A 22,047-nucleotide genomic window follows, 5' to 3' on the forward strand; every position below is an offset into this window, starting at 1 on the left:
ATAAAAGAAAGAATGATATTTCTTAAAAAGTCATATCATTCTTTTTTAAAAAGTTAGATGTCAAGGGCAGAAAATTACATTAAAAATGCATTCATCGCATTACTTTTTTGCTGCGTTCTAATCAAGATTTCTAAAAAAAGCACCATACATAAGGAATGTAATATCATTGTTTTTATATAAAAAAACCAAAAAAAACTGCTTTTTTTAGATTTTCATACTGAAAAATATTAAAAACTCAGGAATTCATCATTTTTTTTAGCAACATACTATTATTTAGCTATATTGCATTACTGATAATATGTAAAATCACATTATACAGTTAAAAAAACATTAAAAATGAAAAAAATTCTACTTACACTTAGTGTGAGCTGTTTTACGATGGCTTACACTCAAACTTTGAATTTCGTAGATTCTAAGTTTAAAGCTTTGATGCTCACTTCTAATTCAACCAATGAGATTGCTAAAGACCAAAGTGGAGCCAGCATAGCAATTGACACCAATGGAGATGGAGAAATACAGCTTTCTGAAGCGCAACAGGTAAAAATTCTTACAATAAAGCAGGATAAAAATTTCAAGTATATAGATCCTTCAGGAGCTATTTGGGATCCAGATAATATTAATACAACGTATTATTTGGATCATCTACCCGATGGTATTACTGATGTATTACTCTTCCCGAATGTAGAAGAATTGTACCTTGCCGATACTAAGGATGCTACCATTAGCTTTGTCAACAACTCCAAAATAAAAAAAGTAAAAGACTTTGATGCCCAAGGTTTTACCGGTTCATTTAATATTAATCTAACTTTCGATAATTGTACAGCTTTACAGGACTTAAATAATGTAGTTAATTCTAATTACAATTCCTATGGAAACCAAGTAAACCTAACCATTAAAAACTGTTCTCAAATTAACAGCGATGTAATTCTTCAAGCTTCACTTCTTAAGGAATTGTATCTGGAGAACTCCAGCATCAGTACATTTGCTTGTCATGGTGAGTTCCTACAAAAAATAACAATAACTAATGATACTTCAATTACTAAAGTTTCTGCCTATGAAGAGATAGCTTTGGGTTCTTCGTCTGTAAATCGTTACATTGATTTCAAAGCCACTAACTGTCCTAATTTATTAGAAATCAAATCAGATTCAAATTATTTTAATAACAGAGGGCAATATTTTAACCCAATCAGCCTCAGCGCCTGTCCTTCTTTGAAGAAAATCTTAGGGGTGAGCTCCCCTACCTTAGATTTTTCAAATTTCGGATTAATTAATTTGGAAGAATTAGATTGTTCATATTATAATAAAAATGGTTACACTGGGTCAATGGTGGGAGGCGCACAATATGCTGTTGGGAATTTAACCTCATTAAATTTATCCGGCCTTCCTAAACTTAAAATTTTAAGAGCATTTAACCAGCCCATTACATATGCAAATTTTACTGCTGCACCCAGTTTAGAAAATATAGATATTACCAATTCCTCTGGTTTTATGAATACTGTAGATGTAAGTAACCTGACCAATTTACATACTCTAAAAACAAATACAATTTTCACAAATTTTGATCCATATCCTAATTCCAGGGTATTAAAAAGCATTACAGCGGAAAATTGTACCGCTTTAGTGAATTTAGATTTTCAGACTCATCATTCTTTAGAATCACTTAATTTATACAATTGTTCCGGTTTACAATCTTTAATTCTTCCATCTTTTTATCAATCCTATTTTCCCAATTTAAGTTATTTAAATATTAAAAAGTGTTATTCTTTGAAGACATTGGAAGTTTCCAGAACTCCACTTACTTCTATAGATGCTTCAGACTGCTCACTTTTAGAAAATTTTTATTTAAGTTATGTAGACAATTTACTATTTGTTAATATTAAAAATAATTCTATAGAAACAAATACCTCATTTAATAATTACAATAGTAATTTATCTATGTGTGTAGATAATGCGCAACTTGCCAGTCTGCAAACGACTTATCCAGATATTACATTTACTTCAAATTGTGGATCTACATTAGGCACAGACTCTCATGATTTTGATAAAAATGAAATAAAATTATATCCAAATCCTGCAAAAGATTTTGTAGAATTAAAATCTAAAGAAAACATTAAGAATATTCAATTGTTTGATGAACAGGGGAGATTAATCATCAACAGAAATTATAATCAAAACCTCATCAAAATAGATTTATCTTCTCAAACCAGTGGTATTTATTTACTAAAAATAAAAACTGATACATCTGAATCTGCAAAGAAAATTATTAAAAAATAAATTATTGTCTGTTTATCTATCAATTCCGGCTTATCAATCCATATGAGTATTAGTCAGAAATTTCTTATTACAGGCTTTTTTTATCCATAATTTTCTTTAAAAATAAAAAAACTTGATAAAATAAAAACGGCGGAATCTTCGATTCCGCCGTTTTCCGTTAAAAAAAATCTAATTATTGAATATCGACTACATACATTGTTCCTTTATCTACCTTTCCTGTTTTAGGCAGAATTTTCGCCTTAGGATTACCGTTTCCATCATCTACCACTCCAAAATCATCATCATTGAAAACAGCCAGTTTATTATTTCCTAAATAAACGATTCCTTCAAATTTATCATGTTCATATCCCAGTTTTTTCACCAGATCCACTGCCAGTGTCTTTGAAACCGCTTTAATCCCTGCATTGGTAATTTCATCCCATGAACATTGCTCCAAAGCTTTACCGTTTATCTTCATTCCGTCTACAGCGTTAATGTCTGTTCCGGTTACATCTGTAGCATTGGCCAGGTTGATTCTGTATACTTTTTTAATACCTCCCTGAGATCCGAAATTACCGTCTCTTTCGATCACTAAAAATTCATTATTGCTTAATGCTGTAATATCGCACACTGAGTCAGAAGCTCCACCATCCTGTCTGTATAGAAACTGTTTGGTCTGTCCTGTATTAGTATCAAATGTCACAATTCTTGTGAGCGTGGTATTGGTTGCCAGTGCCTTTGTAGGGACAAACATCATCGACTGTATGGTACCTACCAGCGTTCTTCCGTCCGGGGTCATACAAAGTCCTTCCATTCCTCTATTGGCTCTTCTTTTGGCCAGCACGGCAGGCAATTTTCGGGGTCCGGTATTCACACCGATCGGGCTTATTCTCTCCATCTCCATTCCTTCTGCACTGTAATGAACGATATGAGGGCCATATTCATCAGAAACCCAGAATGTACCATCCGGTGCAGCCACGATACTCTCACTGTCTAATCCATAATTATCCGTTCCTAAGATATTTCCCGAAGCATCATAGGCAATTTCTCCTGTACTTCCCATACCTACAGGGTTTGGAAGGCCTGTGATAGGTTTTCCGGCTGGATTTTTAAGCTTTATATATTTGATCACTTCAATATTTCCGTCTGCATTCACTTTGAAATGCATAATGGTAGGTGTAAAATCAGGAGTAAGGAATTTCTTCCCGTTCAGATAATCCGTATTAGGACCTCTGTCTGTAATGACATAAAACTCACCTTTTCTGGTAGGATGGGCTGCTGCCCCGGAACCAAACCCGCCATTGATCACATCTACCCCATTGATGGTAGCCAGTTTAGTGAACGGAAATTCCTGAGGAAGTTTAGAATAATTGATGGCAATATCCTGGTTGTTCAGCGTATCGTCATCTTTACATGATGCCAATGCAGCCAACATCAAAACAGATAATAGTAGTTTTTTCATATTCTCTTTTATGGCTGCGAAAATATACATTGATTGTAAACTGATCTTGAATATAATGATAATTGTATTTTAACAATAGAACCTGTAAAATGAATTCAATATAAACATTAATACATCGAATTACAATCTGAAAATACAAACAGAAACCCAAATTATTTATGAATTTATAAAAAAACTCTTCTCTAACAACATACTGAGCCCTTTAATAACAGAAAACCGCATTATAATTCACAAAATGAACCTCAAAAATTTATATGATATATTTGCAGCGTTTTTAAGGTTGAACATCGTTCATTAATAGGGAATCAAGTGAGAATACCATTCAATTCTTGAGCTGTACCCGCAACTGTAAGCTGTTTTACCTGTAGCTATATAATACCACTGAGCCAATTGCTTGGGAAGGTTTGCTATAGGATGTGAGCCAGGAGACCTGCCTTGAATACATTTTAACTTCAGGAAGACATGTATGTTTTTTCTGTCTATAAGTTTCGGGAATAAAACTTTAATTTAATTATATCATGAGAAAAATCTATTTCTTCTTCTTACTGCTTAGTATGCAGTTTTTCTTCGCCCAATTTACAGAAAACGACATTAAATTCTGGGTGGGAACAGGTTCTAAAAAGGCTTATTTCATTGCCGATTTCAATGACAACAACAGTCCAAAATCTTATGCATGGGGGTATCGTTTTGATGCTAACAATTTAAACGCGGAAGACATGATCAATGCTATTATATCTGCAGAACCTAAAATGGAAGCGGATATTCCTTCAGGATTTCTATACAGTTTCAAATACAATCATCATGCCCCAAGCACCGATGATAGTTGGATAACCTGGACTGGCCTAAGTGCCGGGAATATGTCTAATCAAAATAATGGCGTAGGATATACAACTTTAAAAGATGGGCTATGGTTTGGGATCAAATATGGTTTGGATGATGTGAATATTCCTCCTTCCACTCCTGTTCCTGCCTACAGCTCTCAATGGTATACTTCATCTCAGATTACCAACTGGATTGGAACCGGAACCAATAAAAGTCTTGTTGTTCTAGATTTTGGAACCAATAGCTCAAACGGTAATGCCCATTCTTTTGTTTTTGGAATCAAATACAACGGTACCTTAACAGCTGAGCAGGCACTACAGCTGATCCAGTCTCAGACTTCTTATTTTAATTTTACATCAGCCAACAATCAGGTTTCTACTCTTTCATTAAACAGCTTTACCGGAAATACTTCCGGATCAGGTAGCTGGAAAGTGTACAAAGGAAAAGATCTGTCGAGCTGGCAGAAAAAAAACAATCTATCTCAAATTCAATTAGGTAATAATGACTGGCTGGGCTTAAGTTTTGGAGAAAGAAGACCGTTTACCCCTACAGAAGCAGCCAATGCTACGCTGGGAGTTTCTCAGGTCAATAAGAAAATTGTGGGTGTTTATCCTAATCCGGCAAGTGATTTTATCAAGATCGAAACTTCAGAAAACCTGAAAGAGGTGAATGTTTATTCTGTGACGGGTCAGAAAGTGATGACTTCACAGGCTTCAAAAATCAATATTCAGGCTTTAAATAAAGGAATTTATTTTGTTGAGATTAAAACTTCTGAAAGTTCTACAATCCACAAGATGATTAAGAAATAAAAAAGCACTCTTGAGGTGATTTTTTGGGAGGGAGTGACAAACTTCTGCACAAAAAGTGCTGTTACCATTGCCTGAATTGGCTTTATTTTTTTAGCCACGAATGCACGAATTTTTTATTAGTACATTCTAAGACATCTGCAAATTATATCTTGTTAAATTGATAAAAGGTTCGTCTCTTTTTACAACAGCAAACCTTCTATAGACAAGGTTCCAAAATACTGCATTAATAATAGAATTATGTTCTCTGCTATTTTATTCGTGCATTCGTGGCAAAACAAAAAACGCATCCATTGGATGCGTTTTTATATATGATTCTAAGATCAATTATTTTTTCTCAGCTCTCTGTAGAACCTCATCTACCATTCCAAAGCTCTTCGCTTCTTCTGAAGTCATCCAATAATCTCTGTCAGAAGATTTCTCTACCCACTCATAAGGCTGTCCTGAATGGTGAGCGATAATGTCATAAAGCTCCTGCTTCAATTTCAACATCTCTCTAAGGTTGATCTCCATATCAGAAGCTACTCCCTGAGCACCTCCTGAAGGCTGGTGGATCATTACTCTTGAATGCTTAAGCGCAGAACGTTTTCCTTTTTCTCCGGCAACCAATAATACAGCTCCCATTGAAGCGGCCATTCCTGTACAGATTGTTGCCACATCAGGCTTGATGATCTGCATAGTGTCATAAATACCTAAACCGGCATATACGCTACCACCAGGCGAGTTGATATAGATCTGAATATCTTTTGAAGGGTCTGCACTCTCAAGGAATAAAAGCTGTGCCGTAACGATGTTGGCTACCTGATCATCAATTCCTGTTCCCAGGAAGATAATTCTGTCCATCATCAAACGGGAGAAAACGTCCATCTGAGCAACGTTCAATCTTCTTTCTTCCATGATGTACGGAGTAAGGTTCGTTGGACCATACATTCCCATATACTGATCGGTAACAAGACCGTTGTTTCCTAAATGTTTTACAGAGAAGTCTCTGAATTCCTTTTTAATGTCCATATTTCTATTATGTATTATTTTAACTAATATTTTCGAAGTTTAAATTACAATATTTATTCCTAAAATTTTATAGGACTTTTTGTCACAGAATCTTAGCAAACCTTGTCTCTAAACTACCTTCTTCGATCTACATAGATACCTTTGATGGGTGAATACTCGATAATATTACTCAGTCTTATCGAAGCCTGTTTCAGCAAAGTAATCTTTTTGATCAGCTCATAGTACTTCATTTCATCGGTATTGCTGTACTGATCGAGTTCTTTTGCCGTTTCAGTAATCAGATAATCAATATATCTGTACTTGTGCAGCAATACATCTCCCTGAATCTGATCAGCCACTTTATCTCCATAATTGGGCGGATAAATGTTTCTGGAAGCCCAGTTTTCAAGCTCATCCAACGGCATCAGAGCATCCACGACTTTACTGGTGATCTCTTCGTCCATAAAAGATACAAAAAAGTTTCCACTTCTCAGCTCATCTTTCTGAATCCCCTCCCTTACCTGATTGATAATGATCTCATTTTCTTTGACTAAAAATGTATACTGCTCTTCTTCAAAATGATGAAGGATCTCCTCAATGACTGTAATCTGGTATTCTTCATTCTGCTCGTTTCTTCGCTTCAGAATTATATCTCCAAACATCAGCATATGATCAACCAGCTTATTCTCCATAAACAGGACATCAAACAGGAAAGGATCTTCTCTTTCCTTATCCGGTGGGACAATCTCCATCTTGGGAGCCGCCTTTTCCTTTTGCTGCTGCTGAACGTGATGGGTCTGATTCTGGGTAATCTGCTTCTGAACATCCAGTTCATTGAAAAGACTCTGCTCAGAGAGTCCAAATTTATTGGAAACCTCTTTAAGGTAAACCTCCCTTTTCAGCGCATTCTGTACAAAGGAAACCGATTTTACAATATCCCGTATCGCTTCTGCCTTTTTGATAGGGTCATTGCCTACATCACGTAAGAGAATTTCCGCTTTGAAGTCGATGAAATCCATCGCTTCATTTTCAATATATTTCTCAACATATTCCTGCGGATGTTTTCTGGCGAAAGAATCCGGGTCATCCCCATCCGGGAATAGCAAGACACGGATATTCATCCCTTCTGTCAGCAGCATATCAATGCTTCGGAAACTGGCTTTGATCCCGGCATTATCTCCATCGAAAAGGATCGTGACATTTTCTGTAAGCCTTTTGATAAGTTTGATCTGCTCTGTAGTCAGGGAAGTTCCCGAACTGGCCACCACATTCTCTATTCCGGACATGTGAAGTGAAATCACATCCATATATCCTTCTACCAAAAGACAGCCGTTCTTTCTTGAAATGGCCTGCTTACTTTGGTTTAATCCATAAAGGACATTCGACTTATGATAGATTTCGGTTTCAGGTGAATTGAGGTATTTTGCCGTTTTGACATTGCTCTTCAGAATCCTCGCTCCAAATCCCAGTACTCTTCCGGAAAAACTGTGAATCGGGAAGATAACCCGCTCCCGGAAACGGTCAACGCCTCCCGGAGTATTCTCAGGGAAAATAGAAAGTCCTGATTTTTCAAGGATTTCTTTGGTATATCCTTTCTCCAAAGCATAAGCGGTGAAAGCATTCTTCTTTTCCGGAGAATATCCCAACTGGAATTTTCGGATAATATCATCTTTAAGCTCTCTTTCTTTAAAATAAGAAAGCCCTATACTTCTTCCTTCCTGGCCATCCCAAAGTATTTCCTGAAAATAGGTATTGGCCACCTCATGAATCTTGTACAGAAGGTCTTTTTCCGTCTGTGCATTCTTGGCCTCTTCAGAAATTTCACGCTGATCTTCCTCGATCTCAATGCCATATTTTTTGGCAGCATGACGAAGGGCTTCCGGATAGGTAAAGTTCTCAATTTCCATCAGGAAAGAGATCGCTGTCCCTCCTTTTCCGGTAGAGAAATCCTTCCAGATCTGCTTACTGGCAGAGACTACAAAACTTGGTGTTTTCTCTTCATGAAACGGGCTGAGCCCCTTATAATTAGACCCTGCTCTTTTCAACTGCACATACTCACCCACAATCTCTTCTACTCTGATCGTGGAGAATATTTTATCTATGGTCTGCTTGGAAATCATAGTACAAAAATACACATAAAAAAAAACCTTACAATTATATAAATATACTTATACCTGACATGGTATAAAGTATAACAAGATCAGACCGGTGCTAATAACAAAAAAGATCTCCTTTACGAAGATCCTTATATTCTATTATTAAAAGTAAATTTATTTTTTTATAAATACCTTCGTTGAGGTATTACCAGACTTGTCTGTAAATTCTACAATATAATTTCCTGTACTTAGATTTTCTACAGATATTGAGTTATTATTAATTCTCGGACTTTCTATTTTTTTACCTTCCATTGTATAAATGGTAGCAGAAATGATATTTTTTTCTGATTTGAAATTCAAGTTTTTTTCTGCAGGGTTTGGATACACTCCTGTTTGCTTATTTTTCTTTTCTATATCAGCTGTTGAAAGAGTAAGAGCTGTTACATTCAAAGTATAAGCAACAGTTTGTGGAGAAGGCCATGAAGAAATCAGGATATAATAGGTTTGGCCCGCAGTGACGGCAAAATTATCTACAATTAAATCGTCCCCGTCAGAAACAATTCCTTCACAGGCAGCATAGTTTAAGCCAATATCTGCACAGCTGTTATAAACAAATAAACCTGTCCATCCAATTCCACCGGGGATTTCAATTTTAATCGTACCCGTAGAAGTTGCTGTATAAGAATAAATAACATCATTTCCTCCATGGTAATAATTACCAAATTCATCTGCAGACCCACTACATGCAGGACTATTGTCAGGATCCGGATCATAATTATCTGCATAATTGGCTGTATCATCCGTAGTAGTATACGGCAAAGAACTTATAACAATAGGATTTGTGCAGGTTGTCCCTACCTGAGCCTCCGTTATTCCGAAAAAAGAAATAAATAAAGCTAAGTAAATGTTTTTCATAATAAATATTTAGTGTTCAATCAAATATACATATTTGTTAGTAAAAAATTAAAACAAACACCCGAAAAACAGTAAAAAATCACAACAAAAATCAAAATACAACAATTATCATCAATTCAATTTATTATAAAAAACATAATTTAGACTTAAATTTGACAAATGAAAATACAATCATTACAGGAATGGCAGCATATTGTAGATGAAATCATTCCTAATCTAAAACACAGCATACTTCTTTTGAAGGGAAATCTGGGAGCCGGGAAAACCACTTTCACTCAGTTTCTGCTTAAAAATCTGGGCAGCGAAGACGAGGTGAACTCCCCTACCTATTCTATTGTGAATGAATACAACACCCCCAAAGGAAAAGTATATCATTTTGATCTTTACCGCCTGAAAAACATCGAAGAAGTATACGATATTGGGATCGAAGAATACCTTGATAATTCTTTTCTATGCATCATCGAGTGGCCGGAAGTCTATGAAGAAGAGCTGTATGGGCTCAACTACCACACAATGAGCATTGTGAACACGGGTGAAAACAGAGAAGTTTCATTCGATTAAATATTATGTATCTTTGCTCATTAATTGAGTGTAAAAAAACAATCTGTAAGACATAATTTAATTTAAGGATGAGTACAAATATTTTTACTCCTTTCACAGAAGAAGAATTGATGCCGAAAGAGGAAAAATTGGAGGTTATAAAAAAAGGAAAACAGTTCAGTATTGGGATTCCTAAAGAAACCTGTCTCAACGAAAGGAGAACCTGCATTACTCCTGACGCCGTACAGGTGTTGGTAGAGCACGGTCATGAGATCATTGTTGAATCAGGAGCCGGACAAGGTTCGTTTTTTACAGATTTACAATATTCAGAATCGGGGGCGAAGATCACCAATGATCCTAAGGAAGCCTTCGCACAGGACCTCATCTTAAAGATTAACCCTCCCACCGAAGAGGAAATTGATTATATGAAAGCGAATACCTATCTGGTTTCGGCACTTCAGATCAACCTCAGAGACAAGGAATATTTCTTAAAGCTTGCAGAGAAAAAAATAAATGCCATCGCTTTCGAATTTATCGTTGATGAATACAAGCAATTGGCTTTGGTAAGACTCATCGGTGAAATTGCAGGAACCGTTTCCATTTTATATGCTTCTGAATTATTAGCCTTATCAAACGGTTTAATGCTTGGAGGCATCACAGGGGTAAGACCTGCAGAAGTGGTGATTCTTGGAGCAGGAATTGTAGGGGAATTTGCGACAAAAGCTGCCATTGGTTTGGGAGCCAGTGTCAAAGTTTTCGACAATTCACTTTCTAAACTGAGAAGGCTTCATACGATGGTAGACAGCCGCGTCCCAACTTCCATTATAGATCCTAAAGAACTCAGCAAAAGCTTAAGACGTGCTGACGTTGTGATAGGCGCTCTTCCAAGATTAAATATGACGCCTATCGTGACCGAAGATATGGTCATGAAAATGAAAAAAGGCAGTGTCATCATCGATATTACCATAGACAACGGTAAGGTGATTGAAACCTCAGAACTTACCACAATGGAAGATCCTTACATCATCAAACATGGTGTTATCCACTGCGGGCTTCCAAACCTTACTTCCAGAATGCCTAGAACAACAACAAAGGCCATTTCAAATTTCTTCCTTTCCTATATTTTGAATTATGATGAAGAAGGCGGTTTTGAAAATATGCTGATCCGCAAAAACGAAATGAAGCAGAGCTTATATATGTACAAGGGAAGACATACCAAAAAGATCATCTGTGACCGTTTCGGACTTACGTACCACGATATCAATCTTTTAATTTTCTAAATGAAAAAACTGAAATTTTATGCAATAGGCTTCGTTCCGGGGCTACTGATTGTATTTTTTATTTTAAACAAAAAAGGAGCAAGCTGCAGCGGATACCTTCCAAACAGCCGTGTAATTGCAGAAACCCTTTCCAAAGAATTCAAATATTCTGAAGAGGTAAAAACAGCGATGGCTGATTATAAGATCGATGAAAAATTCATCAAAGACAGCATCATTACCAACGGAAAAGTAGATTTTGACAAAAGCCACGCACAAAAGAAACCGTGCCCGGATTATCTTCTGACCTATCCTGAAAAAAATCCGTCTTACGAGATTACGTTTGACAAATGTGAAGAAACGGTAACGGTAATCAACCTGAAGAAGCTTAAATAATTTCTTTTAACAGACCGATATGGGAGGCAATTACTACATGATTCATGATTATCTGATATTCATCGGAGTTTTTGCCATTTTCCTTTTTCTGACAACCAGTATTTATCTATTCAGCCAGCATCAGAAACTGAAAATTAAAAATGCTAAACTGTCTGAAGCCAATAAGATCATCGAACAGCGATTGAATGAAGTGAGGCTGGAACATATCGGTACAAAGCTGAACCCCCACCTTTTCAAAAATATTCTGAACTCGGTTCAGTCCCATGCTTACCAGACTTATATGTCTTTGGACAAGCTGGCGAATGTGCTGGATTATATTTTATACGAAAGCAATAATAAGTTTGTAAGCCCGAAAGAGGAACTAACTTTTGCCTTAAGCCTTATTGAAATCAACAAGATCAAAATAAATCCTTTATTTGATTTCAGGATCAAATCCAGAATCAATAAATCCGATTCTGTATATGAAGAAAAGGTTTTTGCTCCGCTGATCTCTGTTGATCTCATTGAAAATGCCTTCAAACATACCGACTTTCTGGCTCAGGATTCGTTTATTTCCATTTCGATGGAGCTTGAAAACGGCATTTTTACCATGAAGGTCAGCAACAAAGCTTCTCTGAAAAATATTCTTGAAAAAGAAAAAAGCGGCTTTGGAAGCCAGTCTTTTGATCAAAGGCTTAAAATGATCTACAGTACCTATTATCAGTTGGAAAGAAGTTCAAAAAACGGAATCTTTACTGCAGAATTAAAAATCAATTTAGGAGAATTCTATGATAAAATGCGTTATTCTGGATGATGAATTGCTGGCAATAAGCTACCTGAAACTTCTATGTGAACAGATTGATGATGTAGAAGTCATCAAGGCATTCAACGATCCTAAAATTTTTCTGAAAGAAATTGATACCCTCGACTGCAATCTCTGCATTCTGGATATTGAAATGCCCGGAATGACAGGTCTTCAGGTAGCCGAACTGATCTCCGGTTCCAAAAAGATCATCTTCACAACCGCTTACAAAGAATATGCAGCAGAAGCCTTCGATCTGAATGTGGTAGACTATGTAAGAAAACCCATTAAAAAAGAACGCCTGATCCAGGCTTTTGAAAAGGCTAAAGAGCAGATCGCTACCGTTCAGAAAAAAACCTTTATCGAATGGAATACCAACATCGGAAAGACCATTATTCCTACCGAACAGATTGTCTACATCAAAACTTCAGAAATTGACAGCCGGGACAAGGATATTACCCTGAATGACGGAACAGTCATTGTTTTGAAAAACCTTAACTTCAAAAATCTCCTGGAAATGCTTCCTTCCAAAGATTTTGCACAGATCAATAAAAAAGAAATCATTGCACTATCTTCCATCAAAGTATTTACCACAAACGAAATTATCACTACCATCCTTACCGAAGGTGAAAACTTTTTAAGACTCCAGATTGGAGAAACCTATAAGAACTCACTGATGGAATGGTTCGGAAAATAAACCCTTCAAACATTTACGGTTTCATTACATAAAGCTTTCTCTTCATTACATCCCTGTTATTTGTAGCATTGTCCCAACGTACTTTTACTTCCGATTAAATGATTAATAATGAAAAACTGTCTTTATGCAGTAGGAATTCTCCTATCCGGGCTGTGCTTTTCTCAGGAAACCGCTTCAAAGGTCAAAGCCTCATTTTTTGAGGGAATCGCAGTTGCCGGATATGTAGATCATGGGGCATTCATCAACTTTACAGGGCCTAACATCAGCCTCACCCACAAAAACATAAAATGGATCGCAGGAATGCTGCCATCTCTCAGAATCAAAGAAGACCGCTCACCGGGAACAAAGAACAGCCCCGTGATGCCTACTTTGGGAGTTGGATTTACGATGGTTTACAAAAAAATGGTATTCCAGATTCCGGTCTATTATAACGCCAAAACCCCGGATCAGAACGGAAATTGGAAGGTAGGAGCCGGCATTGGTTATTCATTCAAATAGGTTTTATTACATTTTTTAGAACATTCGTTACATTTTAAAAAAAAGAGTATTTAACATAACTATATTCTTATCAACTTTGCATTAAAATATTGGAATCATGAATTTGGGGAAATACAGAAATTTAATTTTCTACATCACTACTATAGCCGTTTTTTCCTGCCTGATGTACTTCTTTATCATAGAAGGACAAACGCTGGAAATCAAAGAAAATATTGTCACCAAAACCAGCAGTGGTTCTACCTGGGAAAACTTTCAGGAGTCTTTTAAAACCAATCTTCATCATCCGTTGGCTTTATTACTGGCCCAGATCGTCACCATCATTCTGACGGCAAGACTTTTTGGATGGATCTGTATGAAGATCAAGCAGCCCAGCGTAATAGGGGAAATGATTGCCGGAATTGTTCTGGGGCCCTCTCTTGTAGGAATGTACTTTCCTGAGTTTTCAGCCTTTCTGTTTCCAAAAGAATCGTTAGGTAATTTACAATTTCTCAGCCAGATAGGTCTTATTCTCTTCATGTATATTGTGGGAATGGAACTGGATCTGAGTGTACTGAGAAAAAAAGCTCATGACGCTGTGGTGATCAGCCATGCCAGTATCATTATTCCTTTTGCATTGGGAATTGGTCTTTCTTATTTTATTTATCAGGAATTTGCGCCTACAGGAATTCAGTTTACTTCTTTTGCTTTATTTATAGCAATCTCTATGAGTATTACGGCATTTCCGGTATTGGCAAGAATTGTACAGGAACGGAATCTCCAGAAAACCAAATTGGGAACCATCGTTATTACCTGTGCTGCGGCAGACGATATTACAGCGTGGTGTATTCTGGCAGCGGTTATTGCCATTGTAAAAGCAGGTTCTTTTACCAGCTCCATCTATGTAATCATTATGGCCATTGCCTATGTATTTTTAATGATTAAGATTGTAAGGCCTTTCCTGAAAAGAATCGGGGACCTTCAGGCAGGTAAAAATACCATTAACAAACCGATGGTAGCCATTTTCTTCCTGACACTTATTCTCTCTTCCTATATAACGGAGGTTATCGGAATCCATGCATTGTTCGGAGCTTTTATGGCTGGGGCTATCATGCCTGAGAACACAAAATTCCGTACCTTATTTATTGACAAAGTAGAAGATGTGGCATTGGTATTACTTCTTCCGTTATTCTTTGTTTTTACGGGACTCCGTACACAGATCGGCCTCTTGAATGACAGTCACCTGTGGATGACAGCGGGATTCATTATCCTGACTGCTGTTCTAGGAAAGTTTGCTGGAAGTGCACTCACCGCCAAATTTGTCGGCATCAACTGGAAAGAAAGTTTAACAATCGGAGCCCTTATGAATACGAGAGGTTTAATGGAACTTATTGTATTGAATATCGGATATGACCTTGGTGTATTGGGACCTGAGATCTTTGCAATGCTTGTGATCATGGCTTTGTTTACCACATTCATGACAGGCCCTGCATTAGACTTTATTAATTTTGTTTTTAAATCTAAAAAAGAAGAAGAACCTGTACATGAGAACGATTCGAAATACAGAGTACTTCTATCTTTTGACAAACCTGAATCCGGAAGTACCCTGCTGAAGCTTGCCCACGATTTTACCAATAAAATGAACGGAAATAAAAGCATTACCGCCATGAATATTGCTCCGGTAGATGAAATGCATGCTTATGATATTGATGAATATGAAGACTCTCAGTTTCAGAATGTCATCGAAACGTCCCAAGAGCTCAATCTGGAGGTCACTACCTTTTTCAAAGCCTCTACCGATATAGAAAATGATCTTACCAGCATTACCAACAAAGGACATTATGATCTTCTTCTGATCATGCTCGGAAAATCTATGTACGAAGGAAGTTTATTGGGAAGACTATTAGGATTTACAACGAAGATCATCAACCCGGAAAAACTCCTGAACACCGTGAAAGGAAAGGGAAATATCTTCAACAATTCGCCTTTTGACGATTTTACCCTTCAGATTTTAGACAAAACCAATATCCCGGTAGGTGTTCTGGTAGAAAAAGACTTTCAGACTGCCAACAAGGTATTTGTTCCGATCTTCAACCTGAGTGATTTTTATCTGCTTGAATACGCCAAAAGGCTTATCAATAATAACAATTCACAGATCATCATCCTGGATGCTGCAGGACAGATCAGAAATAATATTGAAGTGAAAGAACTGATCAGAAGCATCGAGCAGGTAGCTCCCAATCATATTACATTGTATAATGAAAAGAAGATTGAAAAAGAGTTCCTGAATGCTCAGGATCTGATGCTCATCAGCAGCAAAAGCTGGAAAAACCTGATTGATACCAAAAGTCTGTGGCTTTCTGATATTCCATCAACATTGATTATTTCAAATCCATAACACACACCGATATTTCTATTTCTAAGAAGCTGTAAATATTATCTGTTGTCTGTAAAGAAAAAACAGGTATATTTATAGCTTCAATTTTTTGGGACATGCTGATTCACAGTGAAGAGGGAACGATAGAGCTGGAAACCTTTAATACAAAGCTATATAAGGGAATGTTGTTTGAACAGCTGCAACAGACTGATTTCTATAAAGGAAAATATCATTCGGTGTGGGATGTAAAAACGGGATATTTTTGGTATTATTTCAACACCATAGAAGTAAAAGGATACCAGGTTTACCTGAACCTCTGCTTTTTAGGAGATCAGCTGGACAGCATCCATATGAATACCTGGGAAAACAGTGATGCCAAAGACTGGAACGATTGGACAGAAAAAAAAGAAATGCAGATCTATGAACGGAACAATACATTTCTGAAGCTGATCCTCGGAATGTCTCCCACCCAAAAAAAGAAAACACCTTATCCAAGCTGTTCTTTCCTGTTCCCCTGGGGAAGTGTATGGTCAGTCTACGATCCCCGAAGCGCCAGCAGCCTGATGGGAATCAGCTTTAACGGAGAAGAAAAAAAACAAATAAATAACTTATAACCAAAGAATAAGATCGTAATATGTGCCGATATGCCATGATGGTTTACAAACGTCATTATGCCTGTTTCAACTGCCAGAAAACATTCAAACGCCGGGTTTTAAAAGACGTGGACAGAGATGCTGCTATTTCTGTAGATGCCAAATGCCCGGAATGCGGAAATCTGATGGCCAGTATGGGACTGGATTTTGAATCCCCCGCAAAAAACGATCATAAACAATGGGCTCATATCCGGAATCTGTATACCGTAGGAATTACTTTTCATTCTTGTGGCTGCTCAGGACCGGGATACATTCCTCAGGACCGCAAAGCGATCATCACTTATCTGGAGAAGATCCGCTCAGAATATATGCATGAACTGGTTTTCTGGAGATACCGCAGAGAACCTGAGAACAAAAGAGAACGTGAAATAGAATATCAGAAAAACGGCCGACACCTGTGGGCCGTCAGCAATAATGCATTCAAACAAACCGTGACCAATCAGGAAGGGATCAACTATTGGATCGGAAAGATAAAAGAAGTTGAAGAGCGGCTGAATCTTATCCGGGAGACGAAATAATTTACATCCCTGAACCTTATATTGAAATAATTCATAAAAAATCCACTCCAAGAAAGACCAGCATCGGCACGTTATCATTTCATTCAATAGGAACGGACTTTAGTCCGTTTTACAAAAAAACATTTTCCGATTGGCTTTAGCCAAAACTTACATATACTGTCGTTTATACTGAAACATTACAACTGAAGACGTCACATTCCCCTCCTTCGGAGGGGTGGCAAAAATTCAAAGAATTTTTGACGGGGTGGTTCCTTCCCCTCCCCTGGTTCCCCCTCCCCCTCTTTCTACTTCTCTTTCAACAGCTTCAACAACCTTTTCAGATCCTCCCGCATACTCTTCTCTTCCTCAGCCATATATTCTCCACTAAAAGGAGCCCCACAATCCTGACTGTTCACAACATGAATCAGATTGCCTTTCTCAAAATAATTTCTGGTTTCCATGATCTCTGATTTCTTGAAATCAAAAGTTTCCGTATCATTATTTTCTTTCATGACTTTAACGTCATAAAAGATCGGACGATTGTATTGGTAATCTTTTTGAAAAACAAAAGACAGCTGACCGTTTAGCAGGTAATATTCTATCAATCTCTGCCCCATTTCCCCATAATGTCTCGCAAGAATCTTTTCCAGTCGATTATTTTTAAAGAAAAAGGTAGCCTCACCTCCTTCTGCCGATTCTCCTTCAATACTTTTTTTGCGAATGGATGTCCATTTTGTAATAGAATTGATCCTTTTAAAATTAGCCTGAATAGGTTTCAACCGGTCCTTTAAATACTCATTGGCCGCAATATCGTCTTCATGAGACGCTGCTTTGATCTTTACCGTATCTTTTTTAATCTTACCGGAATGACCTGAAAATTCATCATTGAAACTTCCGGCATATCCAAAATTGATAAAGACCAGTAAAATAAAAATTCCAAACGCATATCTGCTTTTCATGACGGTGTGTTTTTACGTTATTTAATGAAAATTAAAATTATTAAAAATAAACAAGATGATAGGGTACTAAACGATACAGAATGCTAAATTTTATACAGACGTAACATTAAAATCACTCATTGATAACCCGGAAATTATACCTGATTTCAGCCATTTTTTATCAACTTTCCAGGTACTACTTCATCTGAAGTAACGATAAAACTTATATTTACTTTGAAAAGGACAGCGTTACCATTATGAAAAGAATATTCCCAATTTATTTTTCACTGTTTCTTACCAATAGTAAAAATCTGGTGAATGGAGGAAAAAGCTTTAAATACTGTAAAACTGATGTCCAAAACAGATAGCCATTTTTTAAAAAACAATATGATGATCAAAAAACAATATCCCGCCTACTTTATCCTCTTCTTTGTCTGTATAGCGTGCCTGTTTTCATGCAGGAAGACTCAAACACTTACGCAAGAGATTAACAACCGTGACAGTATAGCTGTACAGACCTATCTGAGTAAGGTTTATCACCAAAAGATCAAAGATACCATCAAGGGATTCTGGACGTATTCGAGTTCTGACAGATCAGACTCTTTATGGCAATTCGGTTTAATTTTTCAGAAAGGTAAAGAGAATGATAGCATTTACGGTACCTATCATTTGATCAGACAGGGAGATAAGCAGGAAGATGGATTGCTCAAAGGCATACTGATCAAAGAAAAAATAACCGCAGAGCTTTACCATCCTAAGGAATTTCCCGGTGAAAAAAGCAAAATAGAGCTTACAGAATGGGATGAAGGAAGTTATAATGCGATGCTGCTAGACTTTATCAAAGTCCCGGAAAGGCTTTCTTATTTATCGGGAACATTTATCTTACAAAGATTTGGACGCCGTGAACCTGAAAGAGTTATAGGTTGCGCATATCCGGGACATATAAAACGACGCAAACGCACTTCCAAATGAAAAAAATCAGTTTCGTTATCCTCAGCTTATTGATGCTGGCAGGCTGTAAAAATGATTCAAAACAAGCTTCCAAAGAAACCCGCAACACCGAATCTTCCGGAAAAGGCCGTCTTGTGGTAAAAGCAATAGATACAAATTTGTCCGGTACCTGGAAATATATAAAAAAAGCCCCGGGAGCCGAAGTGCCTGAAGAAATGCTGACAATAAAGATGGTACAGAGTGGGAATCTTATAAAAGCTCAATATTGTGCCATTACCCGCAGTGGCGGAAAAATCGACTGTGAAAATGATCCGGTAAATAATATTACAGGAACCCTTAAAGACGGAAAGGTAACTGCTGAGTTTTTCAGCTTCTTCGGTTCTCCCAAAGACAAAGGAAAAGTGGAAATAACGGCCAATAATGATGGTACATTGACATGGAAAGTCAAACAATTTCCTGAGGGCTTGTTTTATGGCCCATCTGAATGTATTCTCACCAAAGAAGAAAACAGAAAAACAGCTTCAAAAAAAGAAGCGGCTGCAACGCTTCAGCAACAATGGAAAGGAGAATATTCTTTGTCTATAGATTATGGGAAACTGGATGAGTTTTCTGAAATGGAAAGAGACTACAATCTGACCATCACTAAAGACAGCTGTATGTTCTCCGGATTAGGTTACAAAACCTATTTTACAGATGTTTGCAGCATCACCGGTGATCAGGACCAGATCATTGTAAAGTATATTCAACAGATTGAAGGTGATCAGATGTCAAATCATGCTCCTGTAGATACATTAGCGGTTGTATTTAGGAAAAATGGTAAATATTATCTGAAAAGTGAGATCGTTGCCAACAAAGACTGGCAGTATAATATTCCGATTCAAATCAGGAAGAAATCATAAAAATGCATCAACTTTAAAAAAAAATTTATAACTTCGCTTCGTGAATTTTAACAACGGAACATATTATTACGGAATTTTTAACTCAGAACTGGGATAGGGATTCTTATGAACATAACTTAAAACCTCGTCCTTGACGAGGTTTTTTTATTTTACAAACAATTTAAAAGATGAAAATAGGTATTATAGGAACGGGATTGATCGGAGGTTCGATGGCTTTGAAATTAAAAGAAAAAGGAATTACCAACTTTATTTACGGTATTGATAACGATCAGCAGCATATCAACAAAGCACTCGAACTGAACATCATAGATGAAGGAACGGATCTTGAACAGGGGATAAAAAACTCTGATCTGATCATTATTGCCATCCCAGTGGATGCAGCCCGAAAAGTTTTGCCGGGAGTACTGGATCTTATCTCAGATCACCAGACCGTTATGGATGCTGGCTCTACCAAGGCAGGAATTGTAAAAGCTGTAAAAGATCACCCGAAACGATCAAGATTTGTAGCCTTCCACCCCATGTGGGGTACAGAAAACAGCGGTCCGCAATCTGCCATCGCTGACAGTTTTTCCGGAAAAGCTGGAGTAATCTGTAACAAAGAAGAATCTGCCGAAGATGCTCTACAGACCGTAGAAAAAATTGTGGAAGCTCTGGACATGCATATGATTTACATGAATGCAGAAGACCATGATATTCATACCGCATATATTTCCCATATTTCGCATATTACTTCTTATGCCCTAGCCAATACGGTATTGGAAAAGGAACGTGAGGAGGAAACCATTTTCCAGCTTGCCAGTTCCGGATTCTCCAGTACAGTACGTCTTGCCAAATCTCACCCTGAAATGTGGGTTCCTATCTTTAAACAAAACAAAGAAAATGTTCTGGATGTTTTGAACGAACATATTTCCCAGCTCAGAAAATTCAAATCTGCACTGGAAAAAGAAAATTATGAATACCTGGAAGAACTGATTACCAATGCCAACAGAATCAGAGGAATTTTAAGATAAAATAACAACCAACAAGTTGATACCGGAAGAAAGAGAATGAAATTACATCAGCCTTTTTCTTCCGGTTTTTATTTTCAGATGTATCGGATAAAATAGCTTCGTCACAAAATATCAGAACTTTACCCCCTAAATATCCGCTTTATTATTCAGGAGTAAACCATTATTATACGTTCATTACAGCACATTTTTCAGGTACCGCAACTTAAGACGTCATATTCCTCTCCTTTGGAAGGGTTGTTATTTGACAAGGTATTTTCCCTTCCTATTTTCCTGTTTTACATTTCTTATCATTGAATCAATTTTTAATAAAATTAAAAATTATTTTAACTTTATTAAAAAAAGTATTACTTTCGTAAAAAAATAATTCATGAAGCTACCCATAATCTGCCCAAGTTGTGATCATACACTGAACGTAAGCCAGATGAAATGTCCAAGCTGTAAAACAGAAGTAAACGGTGACTACGAACTTCCGGTCCTCCTGAAACTCAACCGTGAAGAGCAGGACTTTGTTCTCAACTTTTTCCTCTCCAGCGGAAGTATTAAAGAAATGGCTAAGCAGGCCGGGCTTTCTTACCCTACCATGAGAAATAAAATGGATGACTTGATCACCAAAGTGGAACAACTAAAAAAATAACCTGTAAACTCATTTGTATGAACTGGAAAACCATTTTCAATCCGTTTGAAAGATTTGATGATAAACTTCTGCTCCTGATCGGAATTCTTACCATACTTCTTTCTATTGCTGTAGGATACTGGACAGGAACGTCATTCAACAGTATTTATAAAATTGGCAATTTAGATCCCGTTTCTCTTAAAATCGTAGCTTTATCTACCCTGGCCAGCTTTATTTTCGCCATCATCATCCTTTTTATATTGGGTAAAATACTGAATAATAAAACCAGGTTTATAGATATTGTCAATACGGTTCTAATATCTCAACTCGTTCTGGTGATATTGCAATGTACAGAAAAAATACCCTTTATAGATGATGCAAAAGAAAGAATGATCACTTATGCTCAGCATCCTTCTGATTCTATTCCTCTGCTAGATACATCCATTATGATGGGGACAGCTTTATTCAGTATTACTCTACTAACCTACAGCATCGTTCTCTTTTATAACGGTTTTAAAACAGCAACCAATATCAAAAAATGGCAGCATATTGCGCTCTTTGCAGTGGTCTCTTTAGTCTCCGTTATTATTTGCCAAATCCTAATGTCTAAATTTATTTAAA

The 22,047-nt window shown here is 37.0% G+C and carries 21 protein-coding genes and 1 riboswitch; of the genes, 16 read left to right on the plus strand and 5 right to left on the minus strand.

Annotated features, from left to right (window positions below; genetic code table 11):
• The first annotated feature begins 336 nt into the window (after positions 1-336).
• Positions 337-2,274, plus strand: coding sequence for a T9SS type A sorting domain-containing protein (locus AC106K_RS02555; protein WP_482443279.1), 1,938 nt, complete (start codon positions 337-339; stop codon positions 2,272-2,274).
• A gap of 172 nt (positions 2,275-2,446) precedes the next feature.
• On the opposite strand, the gene AC106K_RS02560 is transcribed toward AC106K_RS02555, so the two are convergent.
• Positions 2,447-3,715, minus strand: coding sequence for an esterase-like activity of phytase family protein (locus tag AC106K_RS02560; RefSeq protein WP_482443280.1), 1,269 nt, complete (start codon positions 3,713-3,715; stop codon positions 2,447-2,449).
• Between the two features lie 260 nt (positions 3,716-3,975).
• Positions 3,976-4,167, plus strand: a riboswitch (cobalamin riboswitch).
• Positions 4,168-4,233: 66 nt separating this feature from the next.
• Here AC106K_RS02560 and AC106K_RS02565 point away from each other — a divergent pair.
• Positions 4,234-5,346 carry a T9SS type A sorting domain-containing protein gene (locus AC106K_RS02565; protein WP_482443281.1) on the plus strand — a complete coding sequence of 371 codons (1,113 nt, stop codon included), beginning with the start codon at positions 4,234-4,236 and terminating at the stop codon, positions 5,344-5,346.
• A gap of 324 nt (positions 5,347-5,670) precedes the next feature.
• Here AC106K_RS02565 and clpP read toward each other — a convergent pair whose 3' ends face one another.
• The 3 genes from clpP to AC106K_RS02580 all read right to left on the minus strand — a co-directional run bounded on the left by clpP (position 5,671) and on the right by AC106K_RS02580 (position 9,344).
• Positions 5,671-6,354, minus strand: a complete 684-nt coding sequence (gene clpP, locus AC106K_RS02570) for an ATP-dependent Clp endopeptidase proteolytic subunit ClpP (RefSeq protein WP_047097798.1) — start codon at positions 6,352-6,354, stop codon at positions 5,671-5,673.
• A gap of 113 nt (positions 6,355-6,467) precedes the next feature.
• Positions 6,468-8,453, minus strand: coding sequence for a DNA primase (gene dnaG, locus AC106K_RS02575; protein ID WP_482443282.1), 1,986 nt, complete (start codon positions 8,451-8,453; stop codon positions 6,468-6,470).
• 150 nt (positions 8,454-8,603) lie between these two features.
• Positions 8,604-9,344, minus strand: a complete 741-nt coding sequence (locus AC106K_RS02580) for a T9SS type A sorting domain-containing protein (RefSeq protein WP_482443283.1) — start codon at positions 9,342-9,344, stop codon at positions 8,604-8,606.
• 159 nt (positions 9,345-9,503) lie between these two features.
• Here AC106K_RS02580 and tsaE point away from each other — a divergent pair, with 159 nt between their 5' ends.
• The 9 genes from tsaE to AC106K_RS02625 all read left to right on the plus strand — a co-directional run bounded on the left by tsaE (position 9,504) and on the right by AC106K_RS02625 (position 17,036).
• Positions 9,504-9,905: a tRNA (adenosine(37)-N6)-threonylcarbamoyltransferase complex ATPase subunit type 1 TsaE gene (tsaE, locus tag AC106K_RS02585; RefSeq protein ID WP_482443284.1), complete on the plus strand. Its 402-nt coding sequence runs from the start codon at positions 9,504-9,506 to the stop codon at positions 9,903-9,905.
• A gap of 68 nt (positions 9,906-9,973) precedes the next feature.
• Positions 9,974-11,164 carry an alanine dehydrogenase gene (locus tag AC106K_RS02590; RefSeq protein WP_482443285.1) on the plus strand — a complete coding sequence of 397 codons (1,191 nt, stop codon included), beginning with the start codon at positions 9,974-9,976 and terminating at the stop codon, positions 11,162-11,164.
• Positions 11,165-11,536, plus strand: a complete 372-nt coding sequence (locus AC106K_RS02595; RefSeq protein ID WP_482443286.1) for a hypothetical protein — start codon at positions 11,165-11,167, stop codon at positions 11,534-11,536.
• A gap of 19 nt (positions 11,537-11,555) precedes the next feature.
• On the plus strand, positions 11,556-12,329 hold the full coding sequence (locus AC106K_RS02600; protein WP_185287361.1) for a histidine kinase: 774 nt from the start codon (positions 11,556-11,558) through the stop codon (positions 12,327-12,329).
• On the plus strand, positions 12,304-13,014 hold the full coding sequence (locus AC106K_RS02605; protein WP_482443287.1) for a LytR/AlgR family response regulator transcription factor: 711 nt from the start codon (positions 12,304-12,306) through the stop codon (positions 13,012-13,014). The genes AC106K_RS02600 and AC106K_RS02605 overlap by 26 nt, the downstream gene beginning before the upstream one ends.
• Positions 13,015-13,122: 108 nt before the next feature.
• A complete protein-coding gene (locus AC106K_RS02610; RefSeq protein WP_482443288.1) occupies positions 13,123-13,512 on the plus strand; it encodes a hypothetical protein in 390 nt (129 codons plus the stop codon).
• Between the two features lie 97 nt (positions 13,513-13,609).
• Positions 13,610-15,886 carry a cation:proton antiporter gene (locus AC106K_RS02615; RefSeq protein WP_482443289.1) on the plus strand — a complete coding sequence of 759 codons (2,277 nt, stop codon included), beginning with the start codon at positions 13,610-13,612 and terminating at the stop codon, positions 15,884-15,886.
• Between the two features lie 95 nt (positions 15,887-15,981).
• On the plus strand, positions 15,982-16,479 hold the full coding sequence (locus AC106K_RS02620) for a hypothetical protein (protein ID WP_482443290.1): 498 nt from the start codon (positions 15,982-15,984) through the stop codon (positions 16,477-16,479).
• Between the two features lie 35 nt (positions 16,480-16,514).
• Entirely contained in the window at positions 16,515-17,036 is a 522-nt protein-coding gene (locus AC106K_RS02625; protein ID WP_482443291.1) for a hypothetical protein, read from the plus strand.
• A 284-nt stretch (positions 17,037-17,320) separates the two neighbouring features.
• Here AC106K_RS02625 and AC106K_RS02630 read toward each other — a convergent pair whose 3' ends face one another.
• A complete protein-coding gene (locus AC106K_RS02630) occupies positions 17,321-17,974 on the minus strand; it encodes a hypothetical protein (protein ID WP_482443292.1) in 654 nt (217 codons plus the stop codon).
• 297 nt (positions 17,975-18,271) lie between these two features.
• On the opposite strand from AC106K_RS02630, the gene AC106K_RS02635 reads away from it, so the two are divergent.
• From AC106K_RS02635 to AC106K_RS02655, 5 genes are all read left to right on the plus strand, one after another.
• Complete coding sequence (locus tag AC106K_RS02635) at positions 18,272-18,925, plus strand: hypothetical protein (RefSeq protein ID WP_482443293.1); 654 nt, start codon at positions 18,272-18,274, stop codon at positions 18,923-18,925.
• Positions 18,922-19,803 carry a DUF5991 domain-containing protein gene (locus AC106K_RS02640; RefSeq protein ID WP_482443294.1) on the plus strand — a complete coding sequence of 294 codons (882 nt, stop codon included), beginning with the start codon at positions 18,922-18,924 and terminating at the stop codon, positions 19,801-19,803. Before AC106K_RS02635 ends, AC106K_RS02640 begins: the two co-directional genes overlap by 4 nt.
• 167 nt (positions 19,804-19,970) lie before the next feature.
• The gene (locus tag AC106K_RS02645) at positions 19,971-20,813 is read left to right on the plus strand and encodes a prephenate dehydrogenase (RefSeq protein WP_482443295.1); all 843 of its coding nucleotides are present in this window, start codon (positions 19,971-19,973) and stop codon (positions 20,811-20,813) included.
• A 367-nt stretch (positions 20,814-21,180) separates the two neighbouring features.
• Complete coding sequence (locus AC106K_RS02650) at positions 21,181-21,447, plus strand: DUF2089 family protein (protein WP_482443296.1); 267 nt, start codon at positions 21,181-21,183, stop codon at positions 21,445-21,447.
• A 17-nt stretch (positions 21,448-21,464) separates the two neighbouring features.
• Positions 21,465-22,046, plus strand: coding sequence for a YIP1 family protein (locus tag AC106K_RS02655; protein ID WP_482443297.1), 582 nt, complete (start codon positions 21,465-21,467; stop codon positions 22,044-22,046).
• Position 22,047: the final 1 nt, after the last annotated feature.

The organism is Chryseobacterium sp. FR048, from assembly GCF_056844665.1.

What these genes read in the sequence shown, in the direction of transcription:
- AC106K_RS02555 (WP_482443279.1), top strand. Translation starts at nt 337, where the DNA reads ATGAAAAAAATTCTACTTACACTTAGTGTGAGCTGTTTTACGATGGCT.
- AC106K_RS02560 (WP_482443280.1), bottom strand. Translation starts at nt 3,715, where the DNA reads ATGAAAAAACTACTATTATCTGTTTTGATGTTGGCTGCATTGGCATCA.
- AC106K_RS02565 (WP_482443281.1), top strand. Translation starts at nt 4,234, where the DNA reads ATGAGAAAAATCTATTTCTTCTTCTTACTGCTTAGTATGCAGTTTTTC.
- clpP (WP_047097798.1), bottom strand. Translation starts at nt 6,354, where the DNA reads ATGGACATTAAAAAGGAATTCAGAGACTTCTCTGTAAAACATTTAGGA.
- dnaG (WP_482443282.1), bottom strand. Translation starts at nt 8,453, where the DNA reads ATGATTTCCAAGCAGACCATAGATAAAATATTCTCCACGATCAGAGTA.
- AC106K_RS02580 (WP_482443283.1), bottom strand. Translation starts at nt 9,344, where the DNA reads ATGAAAAACATTTACTTAGCTTTATTTATTTCTTTTTTCGGAATAACG.
- tsaE (WP_482443284.1), top strand. Translation starts at nt 9,504, where the DNA reads ATGAAAATACAATCATTACAGGAATGGCAGCATATTGTAGATGAAATC.
- AC106K_RS02590 (WP_482443285.1), top strand. Translation starts at nt 9,974, where the DNA reads ATGAGTACAAATATTTTTACTCCTTTCACAGAAGAAGAATTGATGCCG.
- AC106K_RS02595 (WP_482443286.1), top strand. Translation starts at nt 11,165, where the DNA reads ATGAAAAAACTGAAATTTTATGCAATAGGCTTCGTTCCGGGGCTACTG.
- AC106K_RS02600 (WP_185287361.1), top strand. Translation starts at nt 11,556, where the DNA reads ATGGGAGGCAATTACTACATGATTCATGATTATCTGATATTCATCGGA.
- AC106K_RS02605 (WP_482443287.1), top strand. Translation starts at nt 12,304, where the DNA reads ATGATAAAATGCGTTATTCTGGATGATGAATTGCTGGCAATAAGCTAC.
- AC106K_RS02610 (WP_482443288.1), top strand. Translation starts at nt 13,123, where the DNA reads ATGAAAAACTGTCTTTATGCAGTAGGAATTCTCCTATCCGGGCTGTGC.
- AC106K_RS02615 (WP_482443289.1), top strand. Translation starts at nt 13,610, where the DNA reads ATGAATTTGGGGAAATACAGAAATTTAATTTTCTACATCACTACTATA.
- AC106K_RS02620 (WP_482443290.1), top strand. Translation starts at nt 15,982, where the DNA reads ATGCTGATTCACAGTGAAGAGGGAACGATAGAGCTGGAAACCTTTAAT.
- AC106K_RS02625 (WP_482443291.1), top strand. Translation starts at nt 16,515, where the DNA reads ATGATGGTTTACAAACGTCATTATGCCTGTTTCAACTGCCAGAAAACA.
- AC106K_RS02630 (WP_482443292.1), bottom strand. Translation starts at nt 17,974, where the DNA reads ATGAAAAGCAGATATGCGTTTGGAATTTTTATTTTACTGGTCTTTATC.
- AC106K_RS02635 (WP_482443293.1), top strand. Translation starts at nt 18,272, where the DNA reads ATGGAGGAAAAAGCTTTAAATACTGTAAAACTGATGTCCAAAACAGAT.
- AC106K_RS02640 (WP_482443294.1), top strand. Translation starts at nt 18,922, where the DNA reads ATGAAAAAAATCAGTTTCGTTATCCTCAGCTTATTGATGCTGGCAGGC.
- AC106K_RS02645 (WP_482443295.1), top strand. Translation starts at nt 19,971, where the DNA reads ATGAAAATAGGTATTATAGGAACGGGATTGATCGGAGGTTCGATGGCT.
- AC106K_RS02650 (WP_482443296.1), top strand. Translation starts at nt 21,181, where the DNA reads ATGAAGCTACCCATAATCTGCCCAAGTTGTGATCATACACTGAACGTA.
- AC106K_RS02655 (WP_482443297.1), top strand. Translation starts at nt 21,465, where the DNA reads ATGAACTGGAAAACCATTTTCAATCCGTTTGAAAGATTTGATGATAAA.